Consider the following 25,517-nt stretch of genomic DNA (forward strand, 5'->3'; position numbering starts at 1 on the left):
CGAGTGTTGAGACTCCCGCCGCTTCATCCCTCCTCAGAGGAGACGGGAACCTATGACAGCCCCCACCCCAGCCGTGCCGGGCCCGGCCGCCCAGGCCGCCGCGGCACAGCACCCCACCACCACGCACAGCACCAGCACGACGCACGCCCCCACCACGGACACGCCCGCGACGCCCCCACCCGACACCGAGGACGCCAAGGGCGCCGGAGGCGTGAAGGGCACCCTCGGCGGCAAGGACGCCCCGGGGCCGCGCGGAAGGCTCTCCGCGGACCTGTCCGCCTCCATCGCCGTCTTCCTGATCGCCCTGCCGCTCTCCCTCGGTATCGCGCTCGCCACCGGAGCACCCCTGCAAGCGGGACTGGTGGCCGCCGCGGTCGGCGGGATCGTGGCCGGACGGTTCGGCGGAGCCCCCCTCCAGGTGAGTGGGCCCGCCGCCGGACTCACCGTGGTGACGGCCGAGTTGATCCAGCGCTACGGATGGCGCACCACCTGCGCCATCACCGTCCTGGCCGGCTGCTGCCAGCTCGGGCTCGCTTTCCTGCGGACCGCCCGCTCGGCCCTCATGGTCAGTCCGGCGATCGTGCACGGCATGCTCGCGGGCATCGGCGTGACCATCGCCCTGGCCCAGCTCCACATCGTGCTCGGCGGCACGCCGCAGAGCTCGGCCGTGGCCAACGTCCAGGGACTACCGGCCCAGTTGGCCGACCTCCATCCGGCGGCACTCGGAGTGAGCGCGCTGACCGTGTGCGTGCTGCTCGGCTGGTCCCGGATTCCCGGGCGGGCCGGCGCGGCCCTGCGGAAGGTACCGGCGGCCCTGGCCGCGGTCGCCACGGCGACGGCGTTCGCCGTCCTCGCGGGGCTCACCCTGCCCCGGGTCGACCTGCCCTCGTGGCGCAGCCACGCCCTGCCCGAACTGCCCGAGGGGCCGGTGCTCGGCCTGATCGCCGCCGTACTGACGATCACCCTGGTCGGCAGCGTGGAATCCCTGCTGTCCTCCGTGGCCACCGACAAGCTGATCGCCTCCGAGCGCGGTACGGAGAACCGCCCGCCCCGCGCCGACCTCGACCGCGAGCTGCGCGGTCAGGGCGCGGCGAACATCGTGTCCGGGGCCCTGGGCGGGCTGCCGATCACGGGAGTCGCCGTCCGCAGCGTGGCCAACGTCAAGGCCGGCGCCGTCAGCCGCAGATCGGCCATGTTCCACGGCCTGTGGGTGCTGGTCGCGGCAGGACTGCTCGTCCCGGTCCTCGATCTGATCCCGCTCGCGGCCCTGGCCGCGCTGGTGATGGCCGTCGGGATCCAGATGGTGTCCATCACGCACCTGCGGACGGTCACCCGGCACCGCGAGGTGCTGGTCTACGCGACGACCATCGTGGCCGTCGTGCTGGGCGGGGTGCTGGAGGGGGTGGCCGTCGGCATCGCCGTCGCCGTCGCCGTGGCGCTGCACAGGCTCGCCCGGACGCGGATCACCCTGGAGGAGCTGGACGGCGTCCACCACGTGCAGGCGCGCGGCCAGTTGACCTTCCTCGCGGTGCCGAGGTTGAGCCGCGTGCTCAATCAGATCCCGCACAGGAGCCACACGGTGATCGAGGTCGACGGCTCCTTCATGGACCACGCCGCCTACGAGACCCTGCAGGACTGGCAGGACTCCCATCGGGCGCACGGCGGTTCGCTGGAACTCACCGGCCGCGCCGGCGCCGCGATCTCCGGGGACCACCCGGCCTCGGGGACGGGGCAGACCGGCCGGACGACCGACGGCCGGGACGACGGCGCCCCCGCGGCGCGCGGGACGCACCAGTGCTGCCGCCCCTGGACGCCCTGGCAGAACCACTGCGATCACCGCGCCGTCAGCGCGGCCACCACCGGCGCGGGCGACGCCGACCGGCAACGGGACTCCGGGGGCACGAAGGCTCGTACGCCCACCGGGTCGGCCGTGATGCCGGCCTCCGCCCGGCGGCGCGGCGCGGGCCAACTCGCCAACGGGATCAGCGCCTTCCAGCGGGACACCGCCCCCCACGTACGCGACGAGCTGGCCCGGCTGGCGCGCGAGGGCCAGCGGCCGTCGCAGCTGTTCCTGACCTGCGCCGATTCGCGGCTGGTGACCAGCATGATCACCGCGAGCGGCCCCGGGGACCTGTTCACCGTCCGCAACGTGGGCAACCTCGTCCCGCTGCCCGGTGCCGAGGCCACCGACGACTCCGTCGCCGCCGCCATCGAGTACGCGGTGGACGTGCTCAAGGTCGACAGCATCACCGTGTGCGGGCATTCGGGCTGCGGGGCCATGCAGGCCCTGCTGAACTCCCACCCCGAGGCGCCGATGACCCCGCTGCGCCGCTGGTTGCGCCACGGCCTGCCCAGCCTGGAGCGGATGGGCAGCCGGCACCACGCCTGGGCCCGGATCTCGGGGAGGCTCCCGGCCGACGCCGTGGAGCAACTGTGCCTGACCAATGTGGTGCAGCAGTTGGAGCACCTGCGGGCCCACGAGTCGGTGGCCCGGCGGCTCGCCGAGGGCACGTTGGAACTGCACGGCATGTACTTCCACGTGGGCGAGGCGCAGGCGTACCTGCTGTCCGAGGGAGAGGACTTCTTCGACTGTCGGGTTTTCGACAGCGTCGGTCAGAGCGTCTGAGACGCCGCGCACCTGAACCGATACTCTCCCGGAACCGTGTAAGCGGATGGCCCTTTTCCCGCGCTCTGCGGCGGGAAGGGGCCATTCGTGCGTCGTCCTCAGCACGGGCGCAGCCGTGGTATAGGTCTAAACCAATTTTCGGCTACCCCTTGTCACCTGGGCGTCTGAACTGATGAGCTATGCCCGGGGACACAACGGACACCCTGGGAAAGGGAGATGTCGTGAGCAATGACAGCCTGGCCAATCTGCTCAAAGAGGAGCGTCGGTTCGCACCGCCCGCCGCTCTGGCCGCCGCCGCCAACGTGACCGAGGCGGCGTACGCGCAGGCCGACGCGGACCGGCTGGGCTTCTGGGCCGAGCAGGCCCGGCGGCTGACCTGGGACACGGAGCCGACGGAGACGCTCGACTGGAGCAACCCGCCCTTCGCGAAGTGGTTCGCGGACGGCAAGCTCAACGTCGCGTACAACTGCGTGGACCGGCACGTCGAGGCCGGCAACGGCGAGCGCGTCGCGATCCACTTCGAGGGCGAGCCCGGCGACAGCCGCTCGATCACCTACGCCCAGCTCAAGGACGAGGTCTCGCAGGCCGCCAACGCCCTCACCGAGCTCGGTGTACGGGCCGGCGACCGGGTCGCCGTCTACCTGCCGATGATCCCCGAGGCCGTCGTCGCGATGCTCGCGTGCGCCCGTGTCGGCGCCGCCCACTCGGTGGTGTTCGGCGGCTTCTCCGCCGACGCCGTCGCCTCCCGCATCCAGGACGCCGACGCCAAGCTGGTGATCACCGCCGACGGCGGCTACCGCCGGGGCAAGCCCAGCGCGCTCAAGCCCGCCATCGACGAGGCCGTCGGCAAGTGTCCGCAGGTCGAGCACGTGCTCGTGGTGCGCCGCACCGGCCAGGACACCGCCTTCACCGAGGGCCGGGACGTCTGGTGGCACGACGTGGTCGCCCGCCAGTCGACCGAGCACACCCCGCAGGCCTTCGACGCCGAGCACCCGCTGTTCATCTTGTACACCTCGGGAACCACGGGCAAGCCGAAGGGCATCCTGCACACCTCGGGCGGCTACCTGACGCAGGCCGCGTACACGCACCACGCCGTCTTCGACCTCAAGCCGGACACCGACGTCTACTGGTGCACCGCCGACATCGGCTGGGTGACCGGCCACTCCTACATCGTCTACGGGCCGCTCGCCAACGGCGCCACCCAGGTGATGTACGAGGGCACCCCGGACACCCCCCACCAGGGCCGGTTCTGGGAGGTCGTCCAGAAGTACGGCGTCACCATCCTCTACACCGCGCCCACGGCGATCCGTACGTTCATGAAGTGGGGCGACGACATCCCCGCGAAGTTCGACCTGTCGAGCCTGCGCGTGCTGGGCTCGGTCGGCGAGCCGATCAACCCCGAGGCCTGGATCTGGTACCGCAAGCACATCGGCGGCGACCGCTGTCCGATCGTGGACACCTGGTGGCAGACCGAGACCGGCGCGATGATGATCTCCCCGCTGCCGGGCGTCACCGAGACTAAGCCGGGCTCCGCCCAGCGCGCCCTGCCGGGCATCTCGGCCACCGTCGTGGACGACGAGGCGCACGAGGTCGACAACGGCGGGGGCGGCTACCTGGTCCTCACCGAGCCGTGGCCGTCGATGCTCCGCACCATCTGGGGTGACGACCAGCGCTTCATCGACACCTACTGGTCGCGCTTCGAGGGCAAGTACTTCGCGGGCGACGGCGCCAAGAAGGACGACGACGGCGACATCTGGCTCCTCGGCCGCGTCGACGACGTGATGCTGGTGTCCGGCCACAACATCTCGACGACCGAGGTCGAATCGGCCCTCGTCTCGCACCCCTCCGTCGCCGAGGCGGCCGTGGTCGGTGCGGCCGACGAGACCACCGGCCAGGCCATCGTCGCCTTCGTCATCCTGCGCGGCAGCGCCTCGGAGACGGACACCCTGGTCGGCGAGCTGCGCAACCACGTCGGTGCCACGCTCGGCCCCATCGCGAAGCCGAAGCGGATCCTGCCGGTGCAGGAGCTCCCGAAGACCCGTTCGGGCAAGATCATGCGCCGTCTGCTGCGCGACGTGGCCGAGAATCGCGCGGTCGGTGACGTCACCACGCTCGCCGACTCCTCGGTGATGGACCTGATCCAGAACAAGCTGCCCAGCGCCTCCGACGAGGACTGACGGACAGCGGAGGAAACCTGGGGGCGTCCGGCGCACAGCGCGCCGGACGCCCTCCTCCCGCTTAAGGTGAAGATCACCTGATACGCCCGCGCACACCCTGTAAAGTAAGAGAAACGTCAATATTTGACGTCCGAAAGTCTCAGGGTGCGCCGGGAAGTCTGGTCGGCAACAGCATTTGCCATGCCGTCGACCACCCGGAGGTTCCCCACCGTGGCCACCCCCACGCCCACCCCCAAATTCCTCGGCAGGCTCTCGCTCCCCGAACGACGCTTCGTCGCGGACGCGCTGCGCACCGAAACCGTCGGCGGCGTACTGCTCCTGGTGGCCGCGATCGCCGCCCTCATGTGGGCGAACATCCCCGGGATCTCGGACAGCTACAACAGCGTCCGCTCCTTCCACATCGGACCCGCGTCCCTCGGCCTGGACCTCTCCCTCCAGCACTGGGCCGCCGACGGCCTGCTCGCGATCTTCTTCTTCGTCGCCGGCATCGAGCTCAAGCGCGAACTCGTCGCCGGCGACCTCAGCGACGCCAAGGCCGCGGCGCTCCCGGTGATCGCCGCCCTCTGCGGCATGGCCGTGCCCGCGCTGGTCTACGTACTCGTCAACACGCTCGGCAGCGGCTCCACGGACGGCTGGGCCGTCCCCACCGCCACCGACATCGCCTTCGCGCTCGCCGTCCTCGCGGTCATCGGCACCTCCCTGCCGTCCGCGCTGCGCGCCTTCCTGCTGACCCTCGCAGTCGTCGACGACCTCTTCGCCATCCTGATCATCGCCGTGTTCTTCACCAGCGAGATCGACTTCCTGGCCCTGGGCGGAGCCGTCGTAGGCCTCGTCCTCTTCTGGTTCCTGCTCCGCACGGGCGTCCGCGGCTGGTACGTGTACGTCCCGCTGGCCCTGGCGATCTGGGCGCTGATGTACAACAGCGGCGTCCACGCCACCATCGCGGGCGTCGCCATGGGCCTGATGCTCCGCTGCACCCGCAGGGAGGGCGAGGAGCACTCCCCCGGCGAGCACATCGAGCACCTGGTCCGGCCGCTGTCCGCCGGACTGGCCGTACCCCTCTTCGCCCTGTTCTCCGCCGGGGTCTCGCTCTCCGACGACTCCATCGCCCAGGTCTTCACCCGCCCCGAGACCCTCGGCGTGGTCCTCGGCCTGGTCGTCGGCAAGACGGTCGGCATCTTCGGCGGCACCTGGCTGGCCGCCCGCTTCACCAAGGCCGAACTGAACGAGGACCTGGCCTGGCCCGACGTCCTCGCCGTGGCCTCGCTGGCCGGCATCGGGTTCACCGTGTCCCTGCTGATCGGCGAACTCGCCTTCCCCGGGGACGCCGTCCTGATGGACGAGGTCAAGGCCGCGGTCCTCATCGGCTCCCTCATCGCCGCGATCGTGGCGAGCGTCCTGCTGAAGATGCGCGACCGCAAGTACCGGGCCCTGACCGAGGCCGAGGAGCTCGACGAGGACCTCGACGGCATCCCGGACATCTACGAACAGGACAAGCCGGACTACCACCTGCGGATGGCGAAGATCTACGAGGAGAAGGCCGCCGAGCACCGTCGCAGGGCCGCCGAGGCCGCCCTGACGGACTCCGAAGCGGCGGGCGGGTCCAGCACGGGCGGCAACCGTCCGGCATGATCTGTCTGACGACGGAGGACAGCCGCCGGAAGCAGACGACAGAGGGAGACAGAGATGAGCGCAGTGGAGGACCAGGGGACCCCGGGAGCCGAGCGCACGCTCGGCCAGCTGGTCGCCTCGGCCACCGCCGAGATGTCCGCCCTGGTGCACGACGAGATCGCCCTCGCGAAGGTGGAGATCAAGCAGGACGTCAAGCGCGCGGGCATCGGCAGCGGCGCGGCGATCGTCGCGGGAGTGCTGCTGCTCTTCTCCCTCCCGGTGGGAAGTTTCGCCGCGGCGTACGGCATCCACAATCTCGGGCTGGGTCTCGCCTGGTCCTTCCTGATCGTCTTCGGCGCGTTCGTGCTGCTCGCGGTGCTGGTCGGGCTGGCGGCCATGGTCATGCTCAAGAAGATCAAGCCGCCGGTGAAGACCATCGACTCCGTCAAGCAGACCGCCGCCCTCGTCGGTACGGTCAAGCCGCACCCGCGCCCGGTCAGTGACAACGTCGTGGGTGTGGCACGCTCGACCTCATGACAGCCCCCTCGCCCGAAGCCGGCACCCCGCCCACCGCCGCCACGGCGGTCCGGCTCGACCTGCCCGACGGACGGCCGGTGACGCACCGGGACGTCGCGGCGAACGGCGCGAGGTTCCACGTCGCGGAGGTCGGCGACGGCCCGCTGGTCCTCCTGCTGCACGGGTTCCCGCAGTTCTGGTGGACGTGGCGGCACCAGCTGACCGCCCTCGCCGACGCCGGGTACCGCGCGGTCGCCATGGACCTGCGCGGCGTCGGCGGCAGCGACCGCACCCCGCGCGGCTACGACCCGGCGAACCTCGCGCTCGACATCACCGGTGTCGTCCGCTCCCTCGGCGAGCCCGACGCCGCCCTCGTCGGGCACGACCTGGGGGGCTACCTCGCCTGGACGGCGGCCGTGATGCGGCCCAAGCTGGTGCGCCGGCTCGTCGTCTCCTCGATGCCGCACCCCCGCCGCTGGCGCTCGGCGATGCTGGCCGACTTCGGCCAGACCCGGGCGAGTTCGCACATCTGGGGCTTCCAGCGGCCGTTCATCCCGGAGCGGCAGCTCGTCGCCGACGACGGGGCCCTCGTCGGCGAGCTGATCCGCGACTGGTCCGGTCCGCGCTCCCAGGGGGACGGCGCCGACGAGGAGGCACTCGCCGTGTACCGGCGGGCGATGTGCATCCCCTCGACGGCCCACTGCTCGATCGAGCCGTACCGGTGGATGATGCGGTCGATGGCACGCCCGGACGGACTCCAGTTCAACCGGCGGATGAAGAGGCCCGTACGGGTACCGACCCTGCACCTGCACGGCTCGCTCGACCCCGTGATGCGCACGCGCAGCGCGGCCGGTTCCGGCGAGTACGTCGAAGCCCCGTACCGGTGGCGGCTGTTCGACGGACTCGGGCACTTCCCCCACGAGGAGGACCCCGTGGCCTTCTCGACCGAGCTCGTGAACTGGCTGGGAGATCCCGAGCCCGACCGCTGATCGGCGCGGCCGCTCACCGGCCTTCGGGACGACGGTCCTTGACGGAACGTCCGGCGCCGGTGACGGACCGACAGCCGATTCATATGGCTGTCCTACGAGCATTCAATTGCCCGGCGCATAGGCCAATTGGCCGCCCCGGACGGGATTACCGACCTTGGGGCCCGGGCACAGCTCGTTGTATGGGCTGGACGCACGACTACGGTGACACCGCACGAGAACGCCGCTCGGCCGCAGCGCCGGGCGATCACGACAGGACCGGCCGGGACGTTCACGATCCCCGGCTCGGAATCCCACGCATCCTGCGCCGCAGGGCCCGCTGGGTCTCGGCCAGGCTGCGCCACCCGCGCATGTAGGAACGGCGCAGGGACACCGGAAAACCAGCAGGGGCACCGCGCTCGGCGGTGCCCCCTCACACGTCCTCACAGGTCGGACGACGGTTGCTACAGGGCGCAGCCCTGGCTGTCGGCCCGGCGATCGGCGGTCCTGCCGATGCGGATGTCGTCGCGGATCTCGTCCACCGTCAGCGCGTACCCGGTGTTCGGGTCGTCGAGCGACTTCGCGAAGACGACCCCGTACACCTTGCCGTCGGGCGTGAGCAGCGGGCCGCCGGAGTTGCCCTGGCGCACGGTCGCGTAGAGCGAGTAGACGTCGCGCTGGACGGTGCCCCGGTGGTAGATGTCCGGGCCGTTGGCGTTGATCCGGCCGCGGACGCGGGCCGCGCGGACGTCGTAGGCGCCGTTCTCCGGGAAGCCTGCGACGATGGCGTCGCTGCCGCTCGCCGCGTCCTTTTCGGCGAACTCCAGTACCGGCGCCTTCAGCTTGGGCACGTCCAGGACGGCGATGTCGCGCTCCCAGTCGTAGAGCACGACCTTGCCGTCGTAGAGCTTGCCCTCGCCGCCGACCTGGACCGTCGGCTCGCCGACGCCGCCGACGACGTGCGCGTTGGTCATCACCTTGCCGGGGGCGAAGACGAAGCCGGTGCCCTCCAGGACCTTGCTGCAACTGGGCGCGGTGCCGACGACCTTCACGATCGAGAGCTTGGCCTGCTCGGCCACGCCACTGCTGGCCAGGTCCGGGTCGGGCGCCTTGACCTCGGTGATCGGCTCGTTCGAGAACGGGCTGAAGACCTGCGGGAAGCCGTTGCGGGCGAGGGTGGTGCTGAAGTCCGAGAACCAGGTGTTCGCCTGGGCGGGGAGCACCTCCGACACGCCGAGGAGAATCTTGGAGTTGCGGACCTCCTTGCCCAGCGTGGGCAGCGAGGTGCCCGCGAGCAGCAGCCCGATCAGCCAGGCCACCAGCAGCATCGCGACGACGTTGACCAGCGCGCCGCCGGTCGCGTCGACGGCGCGGGCCGGTGACCAGGTGATGTGGCGTCTGAGTCTGTTCCCCAGATGGGTGGTCAGGGCCTGGCCGATGGAGGCACAGATGATGATCACGACGACGGCGATGACGACGACGGTCGTGGTCACCTGACTGCCGTTGTCGGTCACCCGGTCCCAGATGAGGGGCAGCAGGGACACGGCGATGAGACCACCGCCGAGGAAGCCGATCACCGACAGGATGCCGACGACGAACCCCTGGCGGTAGCCGACGATCGCGAACCACACGGCGGCGAGCAGCAACAGGATGTCCAGCACGTTCACGTGGGCCACCGTCTCATGCACGCCAGTCGAGCGGGACGTGACGTGAGCGGTCCCACGGCAGCTCCCAGCCCGCGAAGTGCAGGATCCGGTCGATCACCCCGGCCGTGAAGCCCCAGACCAGTGCAGATTCCACCTGGAACGCGGGGCCTTGGTAGCCGCCGGGATGGACCACGGTGACCCGGTGTTCGGGGTCCGTGAGATCCGCCACGGGAACCGTGAAGACCCGGGCCGTCTCGGCCGGGTCCACCGCGCCGACCGGGGAGGGCTCGCGCCACCAGCCCAGTACCGGGCTCACCACGAACTCGCTGACCGGGATGTAGAGCCGGGGCAGCACCCCGAAGAGCTGGACCCCGGACGGATCGAGGCCGGTCTCCTCCACGGCCTCGCGCAGCGCGGCGCGCAGCGGGCCCGTGGTGTGGGGGTCGCCGTCCTCCGGGTCCAGGGCGCCGCCCGGGAAGGAGGGCTGCCCGGCGTGCGAGCGCAGCGTGCCGGCGCGTTCCTGGAGCAGCAGCTCCGGGCCGCGCGGCCCCTCCCCGAAGAGGATCAGTACGGCGGACTGGCGGCCCCTGCCGTCCTCGGGGGGCAGGAAGCGGCTGAGCTGGCGCGGCTGCACGGTCCGGGCCGCCGCCACCACGGGGTCGAGCCAGGCGGGCAGGCCGGTCGTCGTGAGGGTCAGGCCCTCACGGGCGGCCGGGGCCGCCGTCGTCTCGTCCCGTGTCCCGCGCGTCATAGGCACCCCTGTCCGTGTTCTCCCACACCGCTGAACGCGGTCCGGGTACCGATTCGTTCCGCGACACCCCGTACGGCGGTACGGGGGCCGACGGAGCTCCCGCCGGCTCCGTACCCGCCACACCGCCGCTCAGGCCTCCGTACGGGCTCCCAGCGGCGGGGCCGGGAGGCCCGGGTAGTCCGGGGGCGGGGTCAGGCGCTGGCCGGGTTGGCCGCCCTTCTCGTACTTCAGCAGCTTCTCGGCCTTCTCCGGGTCCGTTTCGCCCTCTCCGTACGAGGGGCAGAGCGGGGCGATGGGGCAGGCGCCGCAGGCGGGTTTGCGGGAGTGGCAGATGCGGCGGCCGTGGAAGACGACCCGGTGCGAGAGCATCGTCCACTCGCTCTTGGGGAAGATCGCGCAGATCTCCGCCTCGACCTTCTCCGGGTCCTCCTGCTCGGTCCACCCGAAGCGGCGCACCAGCCGTCCGAAGTGGGTGTCGACGGTGATCCCGGGGACGCCGAAGGCGTTGCCGAGGACCACGTTCGCCGTCTTGCGACCGACCCCGGGAAGGGTGACGAGGTCTTCGAGGCGGCCGGGCACCTCGCCGCCGAAGTTGTCCCGCAGGGCCTGGGAGAGGCCGAGGAGGGACTTCGACTTCGCCCGGAAGAACCCGGTCGGCCGGATGATCTCCTCCAGGTCCTCGGGCGCGGCGGCGGCCATGTCCTCGGGCGTGGGGTAGGCGGCGAAGAGGGCCGGAGTCGTCTGGTTCACCCGCAGGTCGGTGGTCTGCGCGGACAGCACGGTGGCGACCAGGAGCTCGAACGGGTTGCGGAAGTCGAGCTCCGGATGGGCGTACGGGTACACCTCGGCCAGTTCCCGGTTGATGCGGCGGGCCCGGCGGACCATCGCCAGGTGGGATTCCGGCTTCGCGGCGGCCACCGGCCTCGGTTTCTTGGCCGAAGCTTTGCCCTGGGGGGCGGGCGGGGCCTTCCTGGGCGACGCCACGGGGGCTTGTTCGCCCACGGCTGAATTTTGGGTCCCCGTCACTCCTGCGGACCCCTTGGCCTGTGCTCTCACCGGCTTATTGGACACCCGGCCAGCCTAAGGGTGGCCGCCGACACCCGCCCGGACCTCAGGTAACACCACTCCGATTGGTCCCTCGCCGCACAGCACGCCCGTCCGTCCGGCATCCTTGTGATTGATCGCACTGTTTGAGCCGTCCGGCAAAATGGGGAGCGGTCCCCAGGCTGGTCGACATAGGAGAGAGACTCGTGGACGACGTTCTGCGGCGCGCCCCGCTCTTCGCGGCGCTCGATGACGAGCAGGCCGCGGAGCTCCGCGCCTCCATGGGCGAGGTGACCCTCGCACGCGGTGACGCCCTGTTCCACGAGGGCGACCCCGGTGACCGGCTGTACGTGGTGACCGAGGGCAAGGTGAAGCTCCACCGCACCTCCCCCGACGGCCGCGAGAACATGCTGGCCGTCCTCGGTCCCGGCGAGCTGATCGGCGAGCTGTCGCTCTTCGACCCGGGCCCGCGCACCGCCACCGCCACCGCGCTGACCGAGGTCAAGCTCCTCGGCCTCGGCCACGGTGATCTCCAGCCGTGGCTGAACGCCCGGCCCGAGGTCGCGACCGCGCTGCTGCGCGCCGTCGCCCGCCGCCTGCGCAAGACCAACGACCAGATGTCCGACCTGGTCTTCTCCGACGTTCCCGGCCGCGTGGCCCGGGCGCTCCTCGACCTGTCGCGCCGCTTCGGCGTGCAGTCCGAGGAGGGCATCCACGTCGTCCACGACCTGACGCAGGAAGAGCTCGCGCAGCTCGTCGGCGCCTCGCGCGAGACCGTGAACAAGGCCCTGGCCGACTTCGCGGGCCGCGGCTGGCTCCGCCTGGAGGCCCGCGCCGTGATCCTGCTGGACGTGGAGCGGCTCGCCAAGCGTTCGCGCTGACGCACCCGCGCGCCGCGCACCGCGGCAGTCGTCGTGAAGGGGTCCTGCCCGGCCGGGCGGGGCCCCTTCACGCGTCCGGACGTACGGGGCCGAGCGCGAGTCCGCCCCGCCCCACAGGGGCATACGGGACGGGGGCGCGCGGGGCGGCTCCGGTAGGGCGCGGCGGTCGCCGGCCGGTGGAAGGGCAGAGTGGGGTCATGGAGCACAGAGGGCTGGACGCGTACGGGTACTTCGAGCGGGAGGGCTCGCTGGGCCGGGTGCAGCCGGAGTTCGCCGCCCTCGTCGCCACCGCCCGCGGCCGGATCACCGAGGCCTACGGGCGCAGGCTGCACAGCGCCTACCTGTACGGGTCCGTGCCGCGCGGCACGGCCCGCCCGGGGCGCTCGGACCTCGACCTGCTGATCGCCCTGCACCGGGAGCCGACCGACGAGGACCGGGACACGGCCGAGGTGCTGGGGCGCGGGCTCGACGAGGAGTTCGGCGAGATCGACGGCGTCGGCGTCCTGCTGTTCGGCAAGGACCGGCTGCTGAGCGAGCAGGAACGTTACGACCTGGGGTGGTTCCTCGCCTGCCTGTGCACCCCGCTGCTCGGGGCCGACCTGGCCGAGCACCTGCCCCGGTACCGTCCGGACGCCCTGCTGGCCCGCGAGCTGAACGGCGACCTGGCCACGCTGCTCCCCCAATGGCGCAAGCGGGCCGAGGCCGCCTCCACGCCCGCCGAGTACCGCCGGATGAACCGTTTCTTCTCCCGGCACCTGGTGCGTACCGCGTTCACCCTCGTGATGCCCCGGTGGGGCGGCTGGAGCAGCGACCTGCGCGAGTCCGCGGAGGTTTTCGGCCAGTACTACCCCGAGCGCGCCGCGCAGCTGCGGGAGGCCGCCGAGGTGGCACTGGAGCCCGTCGGGGACCCGGCCGTGGCACGCCGGTACGTGGAGGACCTGGGCCCATGGCTCGCGGACGAGTACACGGCCCGGCTCGGCACGAAGTCGGCCCGCCCCTGAGGGCGCGGCGGGCGCCGTGCCGGAGGCGTCAGGCGCGCGGCGTGAGGTCGAGGGCCTCAACGGCCCTCTTGGCCTCGGCCAGGCCCGCGCCCGTGATGCCCCGGTAGGCCTTGATGGCCGAAACGGTGCGGCCGTCGCGCATCAGCGCGCGCACCTCGTCCAGCCCGGGCGGCTCCGGCTCCTCGATGCCGAGGTGGTCCAGGACGAGCCCGAGCCGGCGCTCCAGCGCGTCGACCTTGTCCTCCAGGGCCCTGGACCGCAGCGCCATGGTCGAGGTGATCCATCCGGCGGTGGCCAGCACGGCGAGCAGCACGAAGAGCGTGTTCACTCGGGCCCCCCGGGAATCAGTCCGTGGTCCTGGAGGTATTCCAGCTGCGCCCGTACGGACCACTCCGCGGCCGGCCAGAGGGACCGGTCCACGTCCGCGTAGACCCGGGCGACGACCGCCTCGGGGGTGACGAAGCCGTTCTCCACGGCCGTCTCGACCTGTGCGAGCCGGTGGGCGCGGTGGGCCAGGTAGTACTCGACGGCGCCCTGCGCGTCCTCCAGGACCGGCCCGTGGCCCGGCAGCACCGTGTGCACGCCGTCGTCGACGGTGAGGGAGCGCAGCCGGCGCAGGGAGTCCAGGTAGTCGCCGAGGCGCCCGTCGGGGTGGGCGACGACGGTGGTGCCGCGGCCGAGGATGGTGTCGCCGGTCAGGACGGCCCGGTCGGCGGGCAGGTGGAAGCAGAGCGAGTCGGAGGTGTGTCCGGGGGTGGCCACGACCCGCATTTCCAGGCCGCCGGTGCGGATCACGTTCCCCGCGGCCAGTCCCTCGTCCCCCAGGCGCAGAGCCGGGTCGAGGGCCCGGACCTTCGTGCGGGTGAGCTCGGCGAAGCGGCCGGCGCCCTCGGCGTGGTCCGGGTGGCCGTGCGTGAGCAGGGTCAGCGCGATCCGCTTGCCGGCCTGCTCGGCGGCGGCGATGACGGCCCGCAGGTGCTTCTCGTCGAGGGGGCCGGGGTCGATGACGACGGCGAGCTCGGAGTCGGGTTCGCTCACGAGCCAGGTGTTGGTGCCGTCCAGGGTCATCGCGGAGGCGTTGGGGGCCAGGACGTTGACGGCACGGGCGGTCGCTCGCCCCGAGGAGACCACTCCGCGGGGTTGGCCGGGCAGGGCCGCTGCGTCGGTCATGCGGGACCTCCCGGGCGGTCGGAGCGGACCCGCTTGGTGAACTCGTCGTGGCCCGGCCAGCTGAGCACCAGCTCACCGTCCTCCAGGGTGGCCCTGGCCACGATGGCGGTCAGGTCCTGCGCGGCGGCGCCCACGAGCGCGTCGGCGGCGCTCCCGTACGGCTCCAGCGACCGCAGCGTGGCGATGGTCGGCGGCATCATCAGCAGCTCGCCCTTGTCGTACCCGTCGGCCGCGGCGGCCGGGGCGATCCAGACGGTCCGGTCGGCCTCGGTGGAGGCGTTGCGGGTGCGCTGCCCCTCCGGGAGGGCGGCGACGAAGAACCACGTGTCGTAGCGGCGGGGCTCGAACTCCGGGGTGATCCAGCGGGCCCAGGCGCCGAGCAGGTCGGAGCGCAGCAGCAGGCCGCGCCGGTCGAGGAACTCGGCGAAGGACAGCTCCCGGCCCACGAGGGCCTGCCGGTCGGCCTCCCAGTCGTCCCCGGTGGTGTCGCCGACGACGGTGTCCGCGGTCCGCCCGGCGAGCAGGACACCGGCCTCCTCGAAGGTCTCCCGGACGGCCCCGCACACGATGGCCTGGGCGGAGGCGGCGTCGGTGCCCAGACGTGCCGCCCACGCGTCCTGGTCCGGGCCGGCCCAGCCGATGCGGTGGTCCTCGTCGCGCGGGTCGACCCCGCCGCCCGGGTAGGCGTACGCGCCGCCGGCGAAGGCCATGGAGGAGCGGCGGCGCAGCATGTGCACGACGGGTCCGGCGGAGGTGTCGCGCAGCAGCATCACGGTGGCGGCGCGTCTGGGCGCGACCGGGGTGAGCGAACCGTCCGCGAGCGCGCGGATGCGGTCGGGCCACTCCGGGGGGTACCACTGGCCCCCGGCGGGCTGACTGGGCGACGACTGACCGTGCTGACCGTTCGGCATGGCCGGATGCTACGACCATCCGGCCCGATGTTCGAGGGGCACCAGCTGTGACCTGCCCCGACGGCGGACCCCGACGGCCGTGCGGTCGGGGCCGTGCTCCGGACCGGCGCGGTCCGGAGCCACAGGAAACGGAACGGCCGCTGCCGGGGCAGCGGCCGGAGTCCGCGCGGCCGACGGCGGCCGCGCGGCGGGAAGCCCGTGTCAGGCTCCGGGGACCAGCTCCACCTGGATCTCGACCTCGACGGGGGCGTCGAGCGGCAGGACCGCCACGCCGACCGCGCTGCGGGCGTGGACGCCCTTCTCGCCGAGGACGGCGCCCAGCAGCTCGCTCGCACCGTTCAGCACGCCCGGCTGGGCGGTGAAGTCCGGGGCGGAGGCGATGAAACCGACGACCTTGACGACGCGGGCGATCTTGTCGAGGTCACCGACCACCGACTTGACGGCGGCCAGGGCGTTCAGCGCGCAGGTCGCGGCGAGCTCCTTGGCCTGCTCCGCGGACACCTCGGCGCCGACCTTGCCGGTCACCGGCAGGCTGCCCTTGACCATCGGCAGCTGGCCCGCGGTGAACACGTAGGAACCCGAGCGCACGGCCGGCTGGTAGGTGGCCAGCGGAGGAACGACCTCCGGCAGCGTCAGGCCGAGCTCGGCCAGCTTCGCGTCGACGACGCCGCTCATGCCTTCTCCCGCTTGAGGTAGGCCACGAGCTGCTCGGGGTTGTTCGGGCCGGGCACGACCTGGACGAGCTCCCAGCCGTCCTCGCCCCAGGTGTCCAGGATCTGCTTGGTGGCGTGGACCAGCAGGGGGACCGTCGCGTATTCGAACTTCTTGGTCATGGGGGCGAGCGTAATGCCTGTCGTGCGGGCCTCATGCGCGGCCCGTGGACCGAGTCGTTAGGCTCGGACGCTGTGAGCAGGCTCCAGGTGGTCAGCGGCAAGGGCGGCACCGGCAAGACCACGGTCGCCGCGGCACTCGCGCTCGCCCTCGCACGCGAGGGCAGGCGGACACTTCTGGTGGAGGTCGAGGGCAGGCAGGGCATCGCACAGCTTTTCGGCGCGGAAGCGCTCCCCTACGAGGAGCGGAAGATCGCCGTCGCGCCCGGCGGGGGCGGGGGTGAGGTGTACGCGCTCGCCATCGACGCCGAGCGTGCGCTGCTGGACTACCTCCAGATGTTCTACAAGCTCGGCTCGGCGGGGCGCGCGCTCAAGAAGCTCGGCGCGATCGACTTCGCGACGACCATCGCGCCCGGTCTGCGGGACGTCCTGCTGACCGGCAAGGCGTGCGAGGCCGTGCGTCGCAAGGACAAGGCCGGCAGGTTCGTCTACGACCACGTGATCATGGACGCCCCACCGACCGGGCGGATCACCCGCTTCCTGAACGTCAACGACGAGGTCGCGGGGCTCGCCCGGTTCGGGCCGATCCACAACCAGGCCCAGGCCGTCATGAAGGTGCTCAAGTCCCCCGAGACCGAGGTGCACCTGGTGACGCTGCTGGAGGAGATGCCCGTCCAGGAGACCGCGGACGGCATCGCGGAACTGCGCGAAGCGGGCCTTCCGGTGGGCCGCGTCATCGTCAACATGGTGCGTCCGCACCACGTCGACGAGGACACCCTGCGCGCCGCGGCCGGCGAGCACCGGGCCGGGATCGCGCAGGCCCTGTCCCGGGCGGGGCTGGGCGGCGCCCGACGCGGTGGGCTCGCCGAACGGCTGGTCGACCCCCTGCTCGCGCAGGCCGCGGAGCACGCGGGCCGGGTGCGCCTGGAGCGGGAGCAGCGCGCGACCCTGGCGGGGCTGGACCTGCCGACGTACGAACTCCCCCTGCTCGGCTCGGGGATGGAGCTGGCCGGGCTGTACGAGCTGGCCGCGGAGCTGCGCAAGCAGGCGGACGCCGAATGAGCGAGGGTGTGGACACCATGGGCCTGGACACGCCGCCGAGGCTGGCGGTCGACGCGCTGCTGGACGATCCGAAGATCCGCATCGTGGTGTGCTGCGGCTCGGGCGGCGTCGGCAAGACCACCACGGCGGCGGCGCTCGGCGTACGGGCGGCCGAACGCGGTCGCAAGGCGGTCGTGCTGACCATCGACCCGGCCCGCAGGCTCGCCCAGTCGATGGGCATCGATTCGCTGGACAACACCCCCCGCCGGGTCCCCCTGGAGGAGGGCGGCGGGACGGGCGAACTGCACGCCATGATGCTGGACATGAAGCGGACCTTCGACGAGATCGTCGAGGCGCACGCGGACGGCGAACGGGCGCGGGCGATCCTGGCGAACCCCTTCTACCAGTCCCTGTCGGCCGGTTTCGCGGGCACGCAGGAGTACATGGCGATGGAGAAGCTGGGCCAGCTCCGGGCCCAGGACGACTGGGACCTGATCATCGTCGACACGCCGCCGAGCCGGTCGGCGCTGGACTTCCTCGACGCCCCGAAGCGCCTCGGGTCCTTCCTGGACGGGAAGTTCATCCGGGTGCTGATGGCTCCGGCCAAGGTCGGCGGCCGGGCCGGGATGAAGTTCCTCAATGTCGGCATGTCGATGATGACGGGCACGCTGAGCAAGCTGATGGGCGCCTCGCTGCTGAAGGACGTCCAGACCTTCGTGGCCGCGATGGACACGATGTTCGGCGGGTTCCGCACCCGCGCGGACGCGACGTTCAAGCTGCTCCAGGCCCCCGGTACGGCCTTCCTCGTGGTCGCGGCGCCCGAACCGGACGCCCTGCGCGAGGCGGCGTACTTCGTCGAACGGCTGGCGGCGGAACGGATGCCGCTGGCCGGGCTGGTGCTGAACCGGGTCCACGGAAGCGGCGCCGGGCAACTCTCCGCGGAACGGGCCCTGGCCGCCGCAGAGAATCTTGAAGACGGCGGCATTGTCGATCAGGAGTCCGGGAAAGCTGGACTTCGTGACGCGGCCGACGACGGCTCCCCCGACGTGGACGAGGTCACCGCAGGACTGCTGCGCCTGCATGCGGAACGGATGCAGGTGATCGCGCGTGAACGGCGCACACGCGATCGCTTCACCTCGCTGCACCCCGAAGTGGCGGTGACGGAAGTGACCGCCCTGCCCGGCGACGTGCACGACCTCGCCGGGCTACGGGCCATCGGAGAGTGCCTCTCGGCCGGGGTACCGGCCGGAGCATAGGCGTTCGCACGGTTCGCGTACGTGGTGCCCGGGTGATCTACCCGGCTGCCGCGTACGTCTCGTACGGAACGTCGATCTCCGCTTCGACATCCATGGTGAGGATGCCCGTACTGCGTTCGTACTCGGTGCGGGCTGTTTCGAGCAACCGTCGCCACGAGGTGACGGTGGGACGCCGGCGCAGCAGCGCGCGTCGTTCCCGCTCGGTCATTCCGCCCCACACTCCGAACTCGACACGATTGTCGAGCGCGTCGGCCAGGCACTCGGTCCGCACCGGACATCCGGTGCACACCGCCTTGGCCCTGTTCTGTGCCGCTCCTTGAACGAACAGTTCATCCGGATCGGTAGTGCGGCAGGCTGCCTGCGCACTCCAGTCGGTAACCCAGCCCATCCCGGCGCCGTCCTCTCCCGAATCGAGGCTCCCCCACGGCGGTAGCGGCATATTCACCGCTGCCAGTTGAGGACGTTACGGAAGGTGGGCACAGTGCAACACCCCCGACGGGCCCAATCTTGAATGGTCCGAACGGACTATGGGTAAGCGGCAGATCACCCGACGGAGTGATCGGACGACATGCCCGACCATTCCGGCGATTCGGGTGAAATCGGGGGCTGCCGGTAAGCGGCCGACAGAGCGAAGGGCGAGATTCGGACATGTGTCCACCCCATTCGGGAAGGGTGAAAAACAAGCCGAGGGGTTGATGTCGCACCACACTGCTGTGACAGTTGGGGCCAGCTTAGGCCAAGGCATTCGCGTGTGTCCGGTGAATGAGAACGTAGGCTGCCCTCCATGGGTAAGAAGCGCTCGGGCGGCGGGCTCACGGGGCCACAGCAGGCCGCCAAGTTCCTCGGGGTGTCCGTTCTCTCCGGAGTCGTACTGGCCGGCATCGCGATCCCGGGCGCCGGCGCGCTGGGACTCGCGGCCAAGGGCACGGTCGAGGGATTCGACGAGATCCCGGCCAATCTCAAAACGCCTCCGTTGAGTCAGCGCACCACGATTCTGGACGCGGAAGGTGGCCTGATCGCCACCGTCTATTCACGTGACCGGCAGGTCGTCCCACTGACGGCCATCTCCCCGTACATGCAGAAGGCGATCGTCGCCATCGAGGACTCGCGCTTCTACGAACACGGCGCGGTCGACCTCAAGGGCATCCTGCGCGCGGTGAACCGCAACGCGCAGGAGGGCGGCGCCGCGCAGGGCGCGTCGACGCTGACGCAGCAGTACGTGAAGAACGTCTTCGTCGAGGAGGCCGGCGACGACGAGACGAAGGTGCGCGAGGCACAGGAGAAGAGCCTCGGCCGCAAGATCCGCGAGCTCAAGTACTCGATCCAGGTCGAGGAGGAGCTCGGCAAGAAGAAGATCCTGGAGAACTACCTCAACATCACCTACTTCGGCCAGCAGGCCTACGGGATCGAATCGGCGGCGCAGCGCTACTTCAGCAAGCCCGCCAAGGACCTCACCATGGACGAGTCGGCGCTGCTGGCCGGCCTGGTGCAGTCGCCGAGCCGGTACGACCCCGTCAACGACACGCAGGAGGCGATGAAGCGCCGCAACACCGTCCTCCAGCGGATGGCCGACATGAAGGACATCTCGCAGGCGGAGGCGGAGGAGGCGAAGAAGAAGCCGGTCCAACTGAAGGTGACCCGGCCGAAGAACGGCTGCATCACCGCGGTCAAGGGCGCGGGCTTCTTCTGCGACTACGTGCGCAACACCTTCCTGTCGGACCCGGTGTTCGGCAAGACGCGCGAGGACCGGGCCAAGATCTGGAACCAGGGCGGCCTGACCGTCCGCACGACGCTGGACCCGCAGTCCCAGGAGTCGGCGAACGCCTCGATCAAGGACCACGTCAACGAGGACGACTCGATCGCCACGGCCGTGACCATGATCCAGCCGGGCACCGGCCGGGTGCTGGCCATGGGGCAGTCCAAGCCGTACGGCTTCGGGAAGAACGAGACGCAGATCAACTACTCCGTCGACAAGCGGATGGGCGGCTCCAACTTCGGCTTCCAGGTCGGTTCCACGTTCAAGCCGTTCATCGCGGCCGCCGCGATCGAACAGGGCATGGCGCCGACCAAGGTCTACTCCGCGCCCAACAAGATCGACTACCCGAGTCCGATCCCCAAGTGCGACGGCAGCCAGTGGGTCAACCTGCCCGAGGGCAAGAAGAAGCTCGCGACGGCCGAGAACGAGACCGAGGACGAGGTCGGTCCCTACGCGCTGCGGACGGCGATGGAGAAGTCCATCAACACCTACTTCGTGCAGATGATCGGCGAGATCGGGCTCTGCCCGGTGGCCGAGATGACGCAGAAGCTCGGTGTGGTCCCGGCCGACGGCTCGAAGCTGCCGGAAGCCCCCTCCATCGCGCTCGGCTCCGCCGAACTGTCCCCGCTGACGATGGCCAACGCGTACGCGACCTTCGCCAACCGGGGCACGTACTGCACCCCGATCGCCCTGGAGTCGATCACCGACGCCCACGGCAAGGCCCTCGCGGTGCCGAAGACCAAGTGCGAGCGGGCGATGTCCCAGGACACCGCCGACACGATCAACACCCTGCTGCGCGGCGTGGTCGACTCCGGTACCGGTGAGAAGGCCGGCCTGAGCAACCGCGACAACGCGGGCAAGACCGGTACGACGGACTCCCGTTACAACGCCTGGTTCGTCGGCTACACCCCGAACATGTCCGGCGCGGTGTGGGTCGGCTCGGGCGGCGCGAAGAAGATCTCGATGGAGGACATCACCATCGGCGGGCAGTACTACCCGAAGGTCTTCGGTGGTGGCCTGCCCGGCCCGATCTGGCGCGACGCGGTCTCCGGCGCCCTGTCCGGCCGCGAGGCCCCCGACTTCGCCACGGTCAGCATCCCCGAACCGCAGCTTCCGAGCACCGGCAACGGCAACAACGGTGGCCGGGGCAACGGGAACGGAAACGGGACCGGCAACCCGAACCCGCCGACCCCGAACCGGCCCGGGAAGCCGAACAAGCCCGGCGGTGACGGAAAGCCCGGCGACAGCCGGCCCGGCGGCGCGACGGCCGCAGGGGCCACCGGCGGCACGGGAGCCGGCGGCACCGGCGACTCCCCCAAGCCCCCGTTCGGCGGGATCACCGGGGAGCCCGGCCTGATCGGCGGCCGGGAGGAACAGTAGGACCGCCGGACCTGTGGGGCCCGTAGGACCGTAGGCCCTGTAGGACCCGTAGGACCCGTGGTTACGAAGGGGAGGGCCCCGGCCGGATCATCCGGCCGGGGCCCTCCCCTTCTTCCTACCGTCCTGCGCGGTCCTGCGCGGTCCCCGCGGGCTGCGCGGTCCCCGCGGTCAGGAAAGCTGACGCTTGACGACGGCGGCGACCCGGCCGCCCTCCGCCAGGCCCGCCACCTTCGGGTTCACGATCTTCATGACGGCGCCCATGGCCCGCGGCCCCTCGGCACCCGCCGCCCTGGCCTCCTCGACCGCCTGCGTCACGATGGCGACGAGCTCGTCGTCGCTCAGCTGCTTGGGCAGGTAGGCATCGAGGAACTCACCCTCCAGGGTCTCCCGCGCGGCTTGCTCGGCGCGGCCGCCCTGGGCGAAGGCCTCCGCGGCCTCGCGGCGCTTCTTCGCCTCCTTCGCGATCACCTTGAGGACTTCGTCGTCGGAGAGCACGCGCGCTTCCTTGCCCGCGACCTCCTGGTTGGTGATGGCGGAAAGGGTCAGGCGCAGCGTCGACGAAGCGAGCTCGTCGCGTGCCCTGATGGCGTTGGTGAGGTCTTCCTGGAGCTTGGCCTTGAGCGTGGTCATGCCCATGAGTCTGCCAGGTGTGGGGGCGGTGGCGCCCGCCGGTTTTCCGCGTCTGCGACCATAGGGGGCATGCGCGCGCGTTACGGAGTCCCCCTGAAAGTCACTGCCTCGATCGCGGCGGTGGGGGCCGCGGGAGTGGCCTATGCCGCCGGATTCGAGGCCCGTTCCTTCCGCCTGCGCCGGGTCACCGTGCCCGTGCTCCCGCAAGGGATGCGCCCGTTGCGCGTGCTCCAGGTCTCCGACATCCACATGGTCGGCGGGCAGCGCAAGAAGCGGGCCTGGCTGCAGTCCCTGGCCGGACTGCGCCCCGACTTCGTCGTGAACACCGGCGACAACCTCTCCGACACGGAGGGCGTGCCGGAGGTGCTCGACGCGCTGGGCCCGCTGATGGACTTCCCGGGCGTGTACGTCTTCGGGTCGAACGACTACTACGGGCCCCGGCTGCGCAACCCCGGGCGGTACCTGATCGAGAAGACCCAGGGCCGGCACGGGCTGAACGGCAACAAGCCGGTCGTCGGCGCCGTCCACAACCCGTGGGAGGGCATGCGGGACGCCTTCGACGCGGCGGGCTGGCTCGACCTCACCAACACCCGGGCCCGGCTGAAGCTGGAAGGGCTGGAGCTCGCCTTCACCGGCCTCGACGACCCGCACATCAAGAGGGACCGCTACGAGCGGGTCGCGGGCGGTCCGGAGGCGGACGCCGACTTCTCGATGGCCGTCGTGCACGCCCCGTACCTGCGGGTCCTCGAAGCGTTCACCGCCGACCGGTACCCCCTGATCCTCGCCGGGCACACGCACGGCGGGCAGTTGTGCATCCCCTTCTACGGGGCCCTGGTCACCAACTGCGACCTGGACACGAAGCGGGTGAAGGGCCTCTCGACGCACGAGGCCGGCGGCCACCGCTCGTACCTCCACGTCTCGGCGGGCTGCGGCACCAACCGCTACACCCCGGTCCGCTTCGCCTGCCCGCCGGAAGCGACCCTCCTGACACTGACCCCGAAGGCCTGACGACCGGGCCGCGCCGCCCCGGCGGCGCCCCGTGAAAACCGGATTTCGTCTCCGGGCGAGGGTCCGCTAAAGTAATCGATGTCGCCACGGCAGCAAGACGCCAAAGCGACGATCGGGGTGTAGCGCAGCTTGGCAGCGCGCTTCGTTCGGGACGAAGAGGTCGTGGGTTCAAATCCCGCCACCCCGACGCTGAAGTACCAGGTGAGAGCCGGTGCAGGGAAACCTGCACCGGCTCTCCTTGTTTCTGCTCGCCCTCTCGGGAGGATCCCGGGGGGACGGGTTGAAGGCCCGGGTCGTCGACCTGGGCCTTCGTCGTTCAGTGGTCCAGCGGGTTCGCCCCGATGCGGGCCGCGGCTCCGCCCGCGACGTAGGCGGCGGCCGCGCACGCCGGCTTGCGCGCCGCCTGGTCCTCGACGAGCGCGAGGAAGGCCGCGCCGAAGCCCAGCCGCGGGTGGGCGGCCAGCAGTGCGGCGGTGAACGACGGGTCGAACTCCGTGACGCGCAGCCCCGAGACGTCCGCGCTCGTACCCACCTGGAGGAGGTGGCTCTCCGCGTCCTCGGCGGCGCCTACGTCGTCCCGCATGTGCAGGACGATCACCTCCTGCGCGCGGGCCCGGCGGGCGGGCGCCCAGCCCAGCCCCGCCGTGAACACCCGGGCCACGTGCCCGCCGGCCTCCTCGAAGGGCAGGGTGTGGCTGTCGAACGGCGCGGTCAGGCCCAGGTCGTGCAGCAGGGCGCTGACGTAGAGGAGTTCCTCGTCGTACGCGATCCCCCGTTCGCGCGCGTACTCGGCGGCGAAGGCGTAGGAGCGGACGGAGTGGTTGAGGAGGGCCGCGTCGGCGTACTCCGAGGCGGTCTCGAAGGCGGAACGGGCCGCGCGGGAGTCGAGTTCGTACAGGGTCCGTGTCATGGCCGCACCTTAGGTTCCGCGGGTGAAGTCCACTTCCGAGGGGGCCTCGCCCGGCCAGTCCAGCAGGGTCGGTTGCGCGGGCGTCCGTGCGAGGACGCCGCCCCGGGCGACCACGTACCGGGGGCGGACCTGCCGGCGGATCGCCTCCTGCGGGGTGGGGGCGGGCAGCAGTACGAAGGACGCCGGGGCGCCCTCGTGGATCCCGTACTCGGAGGCGTCGAGGCCCAGCACCCGGGCCGCGCGGTCCGTCACCATCGAGAAGGCGAGGGGGATCTCGTCCGCTCCGGTGAGCTGGGCGGCGTACACCCCGACGAGGGCGGTCTGGAGCGGGTTGGCCGTGCCCAGCGCGTTCCAGGGGTCCATCACGTCGTCGTGGCCGAAGGCCACGTTGACCCCCGCCGCCAGCATCTCCTTGACCTGGGTGAGGCCGCGCCGCTTGGGATAGGCGTCGAACCGGCCCTGGAGGTTGAGGTTCGCGAAGGGGTTGGAGACGAGGTTGATGCCCGAGCGGGACAGCAGCCGCTGGAGCTTGAACGCGTAGGCGCCGTTGTAGGAACCCATGGCCGTCGTGTGCGAGGCGGTCGCGCGGTCGCGCAGGCCCGTCCGCAGGGCCAGGGTGGCCAGGGTTTCCACGAAGCGGGACTGTTCGTCGTCGATCTCGTCGCAGTGGGCGTCGACGCGCAGCCCGTGTTCCTCGGCCAGCGCGAAGGCCTTCCCCAGCGAGGCGATCCCGTCCTCACGGGTGTCCTCGAAGTGCGGGATGGCTCCGACGACGTCCGCCCCGCGGGCCACGGCCTCGCGCAGCAGCGCCGCGCCGTCGGGGAAGGACTCGATGCCCTCCTGGGGGAAGGCGACGATCTGAAGCGTCATCACGTCCCGCACCCGGTCACGGACCTCCAGCAGGGCGTCGAGCGCGGTGAGGGAGGGGTCGGTGACGTCGCAGTGGGTGCGGACGTGCAGCACCCCGTTGGCCGCCTGCCAGCGCAGGACCTCGGTCGCCCGGTCGATGACGTCCTCACGGGTCAGCGTCCGCTTGCGTTCGCTCCAGCAGGCGATGCCCTCCCAGAGCGTGCCGGAGGCGTTGGGGCGGGGCTGCCCGGCCGTGAGGGCCGTGTCCAGGTGGATGTGGGGCTCGACGAAGGGGGCGGTGAGGAGGTCGCCGTGGGCCTCGATCAGCATCCCGGTCGCCGGAGGTTCCTTCTGGTCGTCGTGCGGGACCACGCGTGCGATCCGGCCGTCCTCGCCGACCTCCACGTCGGAGAGGGCGTGCGCTGGTGTGTCGAGCAGCCGGGCACCCCGGACGATCATCCGCATGCGGCCAGCGTACGGACGCGGGTCCTCGTTTCACGTGAAACGCCGCGTGTGCCCGGCAGGTCGCCGCCCGGGGAGCGGCGCACGCGCGCCCGC

At 71.3% G+C, this 25,517-nt stretch carries 23 protein-coding genes and 1 tRNA gene; 12 read left to right on the plus strand and 12 right to left on the minus strand.

The features are described 5' to 3' along the window. Nucleotides 1–52: 52 nt before the first annotated feature. The 5 genes from ACFVS6_RS00165 (at nt 53) to ACFVS6_RS00185 (ending at nt 7,919) form a co-directional block, all read left to right on the plus strand. Nucleotides 53–2,626, plus strand: coding sequence for a SulP family inorganic anion transporter (locus tag ACFVS6_RS00165; protein ID WP_389699695.1), 2,574 nt, complete (start codon nt 53–55; stop codon nt 2,624–2,626). A 179-nt stretch (nt 2,627–2,805) separates the two neighbouring features. Continuing rightward, entirely contained in the window at nt 2,806–4,803 is a 1,998-nt protein-coding gene (acs, locus tag ACFVS6_RS00170; protein ID WP_281208012.1) for an acetate--CoA ligase, read from the plus strand. A 210-nt stretch (nt 4,804–5,013) separates the two neighbouring features. Beyond that, nucleotides 5,014–6,435 carry a Na+/H+ antiporter NhaA gene (gene nhaA, locus ACFVS6_RS00175; RefSeq protein WP_389699696.1) on the plus strand — a complete coding sequence of 474 codons (1,422 nt, stop codon included), beginning with the start codon at nt 5,014–5,016 and terminating at the stop codon, nt 6,433–6,435. A gap of 54 nt (nt 6,436–6,489) precedes the next feature. Continuing rightward, nucleotides 6,490–6,951, plus strand: a complete 462-nt coding sequence (locus ACFVS6_RS00180) for a phage holin family protein (protein WP_389699697.1) — start codon at nt 6,490–6,492, stop codon at nt 6,949–6,951. Next, nucleotides 6,948–7,919: an alpha/beta fold hydrolase gene (locus tag ACFVS6_RS00185; RefSeq protein WP_389699698.1), complete on the plus strand. Its 972-nt coding sequence runs from the start codon at nt 6,948–6,950 to the stop codon at nt 7,917–7,919. The genes ACFVS6_RS00180 and ACFVS6_RS00185 overlap by 4 nt, the downstream gene beginning before the upstream one ends. Nucleotides 7,920–8,359: 440 nt before the next feature. Here ACFVS6_RS00185 and ACFVS6_RS00190 read toward each other — a convergent pair whose 3' ends face one another. From ACFVS6_RS00190 to nth, 3 genes are all read right to left on the minus strand, one after another. Continuing rightward, entirely contained in the window at nt 8,360–9,562 is a 1,203-nt protein-coding gene (locus ACFVS6_RS00190) for a MarP family serine protease (RefSeq protein ID WP_389699699.1), read from the minus strand. Nucleotides 9,563–9,575: 13 nt separating this feature from the next. Next, entirely contained in the window at nt 9,576–10,292 is a 717-nt protein-coding gene (locus ACFVS6_RS00195) for an NUDIX hydrolase (RefSeq protein ID WP_389699700.1), read from the minus strand. A gap of 129 nt (nt 10,293–10,421) precedes the next feature. Further along, a complete protein-coding gene (nth, locus tag ACFVS6_RS00200) occupies nt 10,422–11,294 on the minus strand; it encodes an endonuclease III (protein ID WP_389699701.1) in 873 nt (290 codons plus the stop codon). 248 nt (nt 11,295–11,542) lie between these two features. Between nth and ACFVS6_RS00205 the strand changes: the two genes are divergently transcribed. Continuing rightward, nucleotides 11,543–12,217, plus strand: coding sequence for a Crp/Fnr family transcriptional regulator (locus ACFVS6_RS00205; protein ID WP_003981529.1), 675 nt, complete (start codon nt 11,543–11,545; stop codon nt 12,215–12,217). A 197-nt stretch (nt 12,218–12,414) separates the two neighbouring features. Next, nucleotides 12,415–13,218 carry a nucleotidyltransferase domain-containing protein gene (locus ACFVS6_RS00210; RefSeq protein ID WP_389699702.1) on the plus strand — a complete coding sequence of 268 codons (804 nt, stop codon included), beginning with the start codon at nt 12,415–12,417 and terminating at the stop codon, nt 13,216–13,218. A gap of 28 nt (nt 13,219–13,246) precedes the next feature. On the opposite strand, the gene ACFVS6_RS00215 is transcribed toward ACFVS6_RS00210, so the two are convergent. The 5 genes from ACFVS6_RS00215 to ACFVS6_RS00235 all read right to left on the minus strand — a co-directional run bounded on the left by ACFVS6_RS00215 (nt 13,247) and on the right by ACFVS6_RS00235 (nt 16,132). After that, entirely contained in the window at nt 13,247–13,546 is a 300-nt protein-coding gene (locus tag ACFVS6_RS00215; RefSeq protein ID WP_389699703.1) for a hypothetical protein, read from the minus strand. Beyond that, a complete protein-coding gene (locus ACFVS6_RS00220; protein ID WP_389699704.1) occupies nt 13,543–14,388 on the minus strand; it encodes an MBL fold metallo-hydrolase in 846 nt (281 codons plus the stop codon). The genes ACFVS6_RS00215 and ACFVS6_RS00220 overlap by 4 nt, the downstream gene beginning before the upstream one ends. Beyond that, the gene (locus tag ACFVS6_RS00225) at nt 14,385–15,299 is read right to left on the minus strand and encodes an NUDIX hydrolase (RefSeq protein ID WP_389699705.1); all 915 of its coding nucleotides are present in this window, start codon (nt 15,297–15,299) and stop codon (nt 14,385–14,387) included. Before ACFVS6_RS00225 ends, ACFVS6_RS00220 begins: the two co-directional genes overlap by 4 nt. Before the next feature lie 201 nt (nt 15,300–15,500). Next, nucleotides 15,501–15,974, minus strand: a complete 474-nt coding sequence (locus ACFVS6_RS00230) for a RidA family protein (RefSeq protein ID WP_388890750.1) — start codon at nt 15,972–15,974, stop codon at nt 15,501–15,503. Further along, a complete protein-coding gene (locus tag ACFVS6_RS00235; protein ID WP_007264966.1) occupies nt 15,971–16,132 on the minus strand; it encodes a DUF4177 domain-containing protein in 162 nt (53 codons plus the stop codon). Before ACFVS6_RS00235 ends, ACFVS6_RS00230 begins: the two co-directional genes overlap by 4 nt. Before the next feature lie 72 nt (nt 16,133–16,204). Between ACFVS6_RS00235 and ACFVS6_RS00240 the strand changes: the two genes are divergently transcribed. Together ACFVS6_RS00240 and ACFVS6_RS00245 are read left to right on the plus strand one after the other, a co-directional pair. Then, on the plus strand, nt 16,205–17,191 hold the full coding sequence (locus ACFVS6_RS00240) for an ArsA-related P-loop ATPase (RefSeq protein ID WP_389699706.1): 987 nt from the start codon (nt 16,205–16,207) through the stop codon (nt 17,189–17,191). Further along, on the plus strand, nt 17,188–18,426 hold the full coding sequence (locus ACFVS6_RS00245; protein ID WP_389699707.1) for an ArsA family ATPase: 1,239 nt from the start codon (nt 17,188–17,190) through the stop codon (nt 18,424–18,426). Before ACFVS6_RS00240 ends, ACFVS6_RS00245 begins: the two co-directional genes overlap by 4 nt. Nucleotides 18,427–18,463: 37 nt before the next feature. On the opposite strand, the gene ACFVS6_RS00250 is transcribed toward ACFVS6_RS00245, so the two are convergent. Next, nucleotides 18,464–18,814: a WhiB family transcriptional regulator gene (locus tag ACFVS6_RS00250; protein WP_281208027.1), complete on the minus strand. Its 351-nt coding sequence runs from the start codon at nt 18,812–18,814 to the stop codon at nt 18,464–18,466. 396 nt (nt 18,815–19,210) lie between these two features. Between ACFVS6_RS00250 and ACFVS6_RS00255 the strand changes: the two genes are divergently transcribed. Continuing rightward, nucleotides 19,211–21,562 carry a transglycosylase domain-containing protein gene (locus ACFVS6_RS00255; RefSeq protein WP_389699708.1) on the plus strand — a complete coding sequence of 784 codons (2,352 nt, stop codon included), beginning with the start codon at nt 19,211–19,213 and terminating at the stop codon, nt 21,560–21,562. Nucleotides 21,563–21,730: 168 nt separating this feature from the next. Here ACFVS6_RS00255 and ACFVS6_RS00260 read toward each other — a convergent pair whose 3' ends face one another. Further along, nucleotides 21,731–22,192 (minus strand): GatB/YqeY domain-containing protein, encoded by a 462-nt coding sequence (locus ACFVS6_RS00260; protein WP_389699709.1) that lies wholly within the window; start codon nt 22,190–22,192, stop codon nt 21,731–21,733. Nucleotides 22,193–22,261: 69 nt separating this feature from the next. Between ACFVS6_RS00260 and ACFVS6_RS00265 the strand changes: the two genes are divergently transcribed. After that, the gene (locus ACFVS6_RS00265) at nt 22,262–23,200 is read left to right on the plus strand and encodes a metallophosphoesterase (RefSeq protein WP_389699710.1); all 939 of its coding nucleotides are present in this window, start codon (nt 22,262–22,264) and stop codon (nt 23,198–23,200) included. A 113-nt stretch (nt 23,201–23,313) separates the two neighbouring features. After that, nucleotides 23,314–23,387: transfer RNA gene (locus tag ACFVS6_RS00270), tRNA-Pro, on the plus strand. Nucleotides 23,388–23,516: 129 nt separating this feature from the next. On the opposite strand, the gene ACFVS6_RS00275 is transcribed toward ACFVS6_RS00270, so the two are convergent. Both ACFVS6_RS00275 and codA read right to left on the minus strand, forming a co-directional pair. After that, the gene (locus tag ACFVS6_RS00275) at nt 23,517–24,110 is read right to left on the minus strand and encodes an HD domain-containing protein (protein ID WP_389699711.1); all 594 of its coding nucleotides are present in this window, start codon (nt 24,108–24,110) and stop codon (nt 23,517–23,519) included. Between the two features lie 9 nt (nt 24,111–24,119). Further along, entirely contained in the window at nt 24,120–25,424 is a 1,305-nt protein-coding gene (gene codA, locus ACFVS6_RS00280) for a cytosine deaminase (protein WP_389699712.1), read from the minus strand. Nucleotides 25,425–25,517: the final 93 nt, after the last annotated feature.

Origin of the sequence: Streptomyces sp. NPDC057939, assembly GCF_042887545.1 — a bacterium.
Lineage (GTDB): Bacteria > Actinomycetota > Actinomycetes > Streptomycetales > Streptomycetaceae > Streptomyces.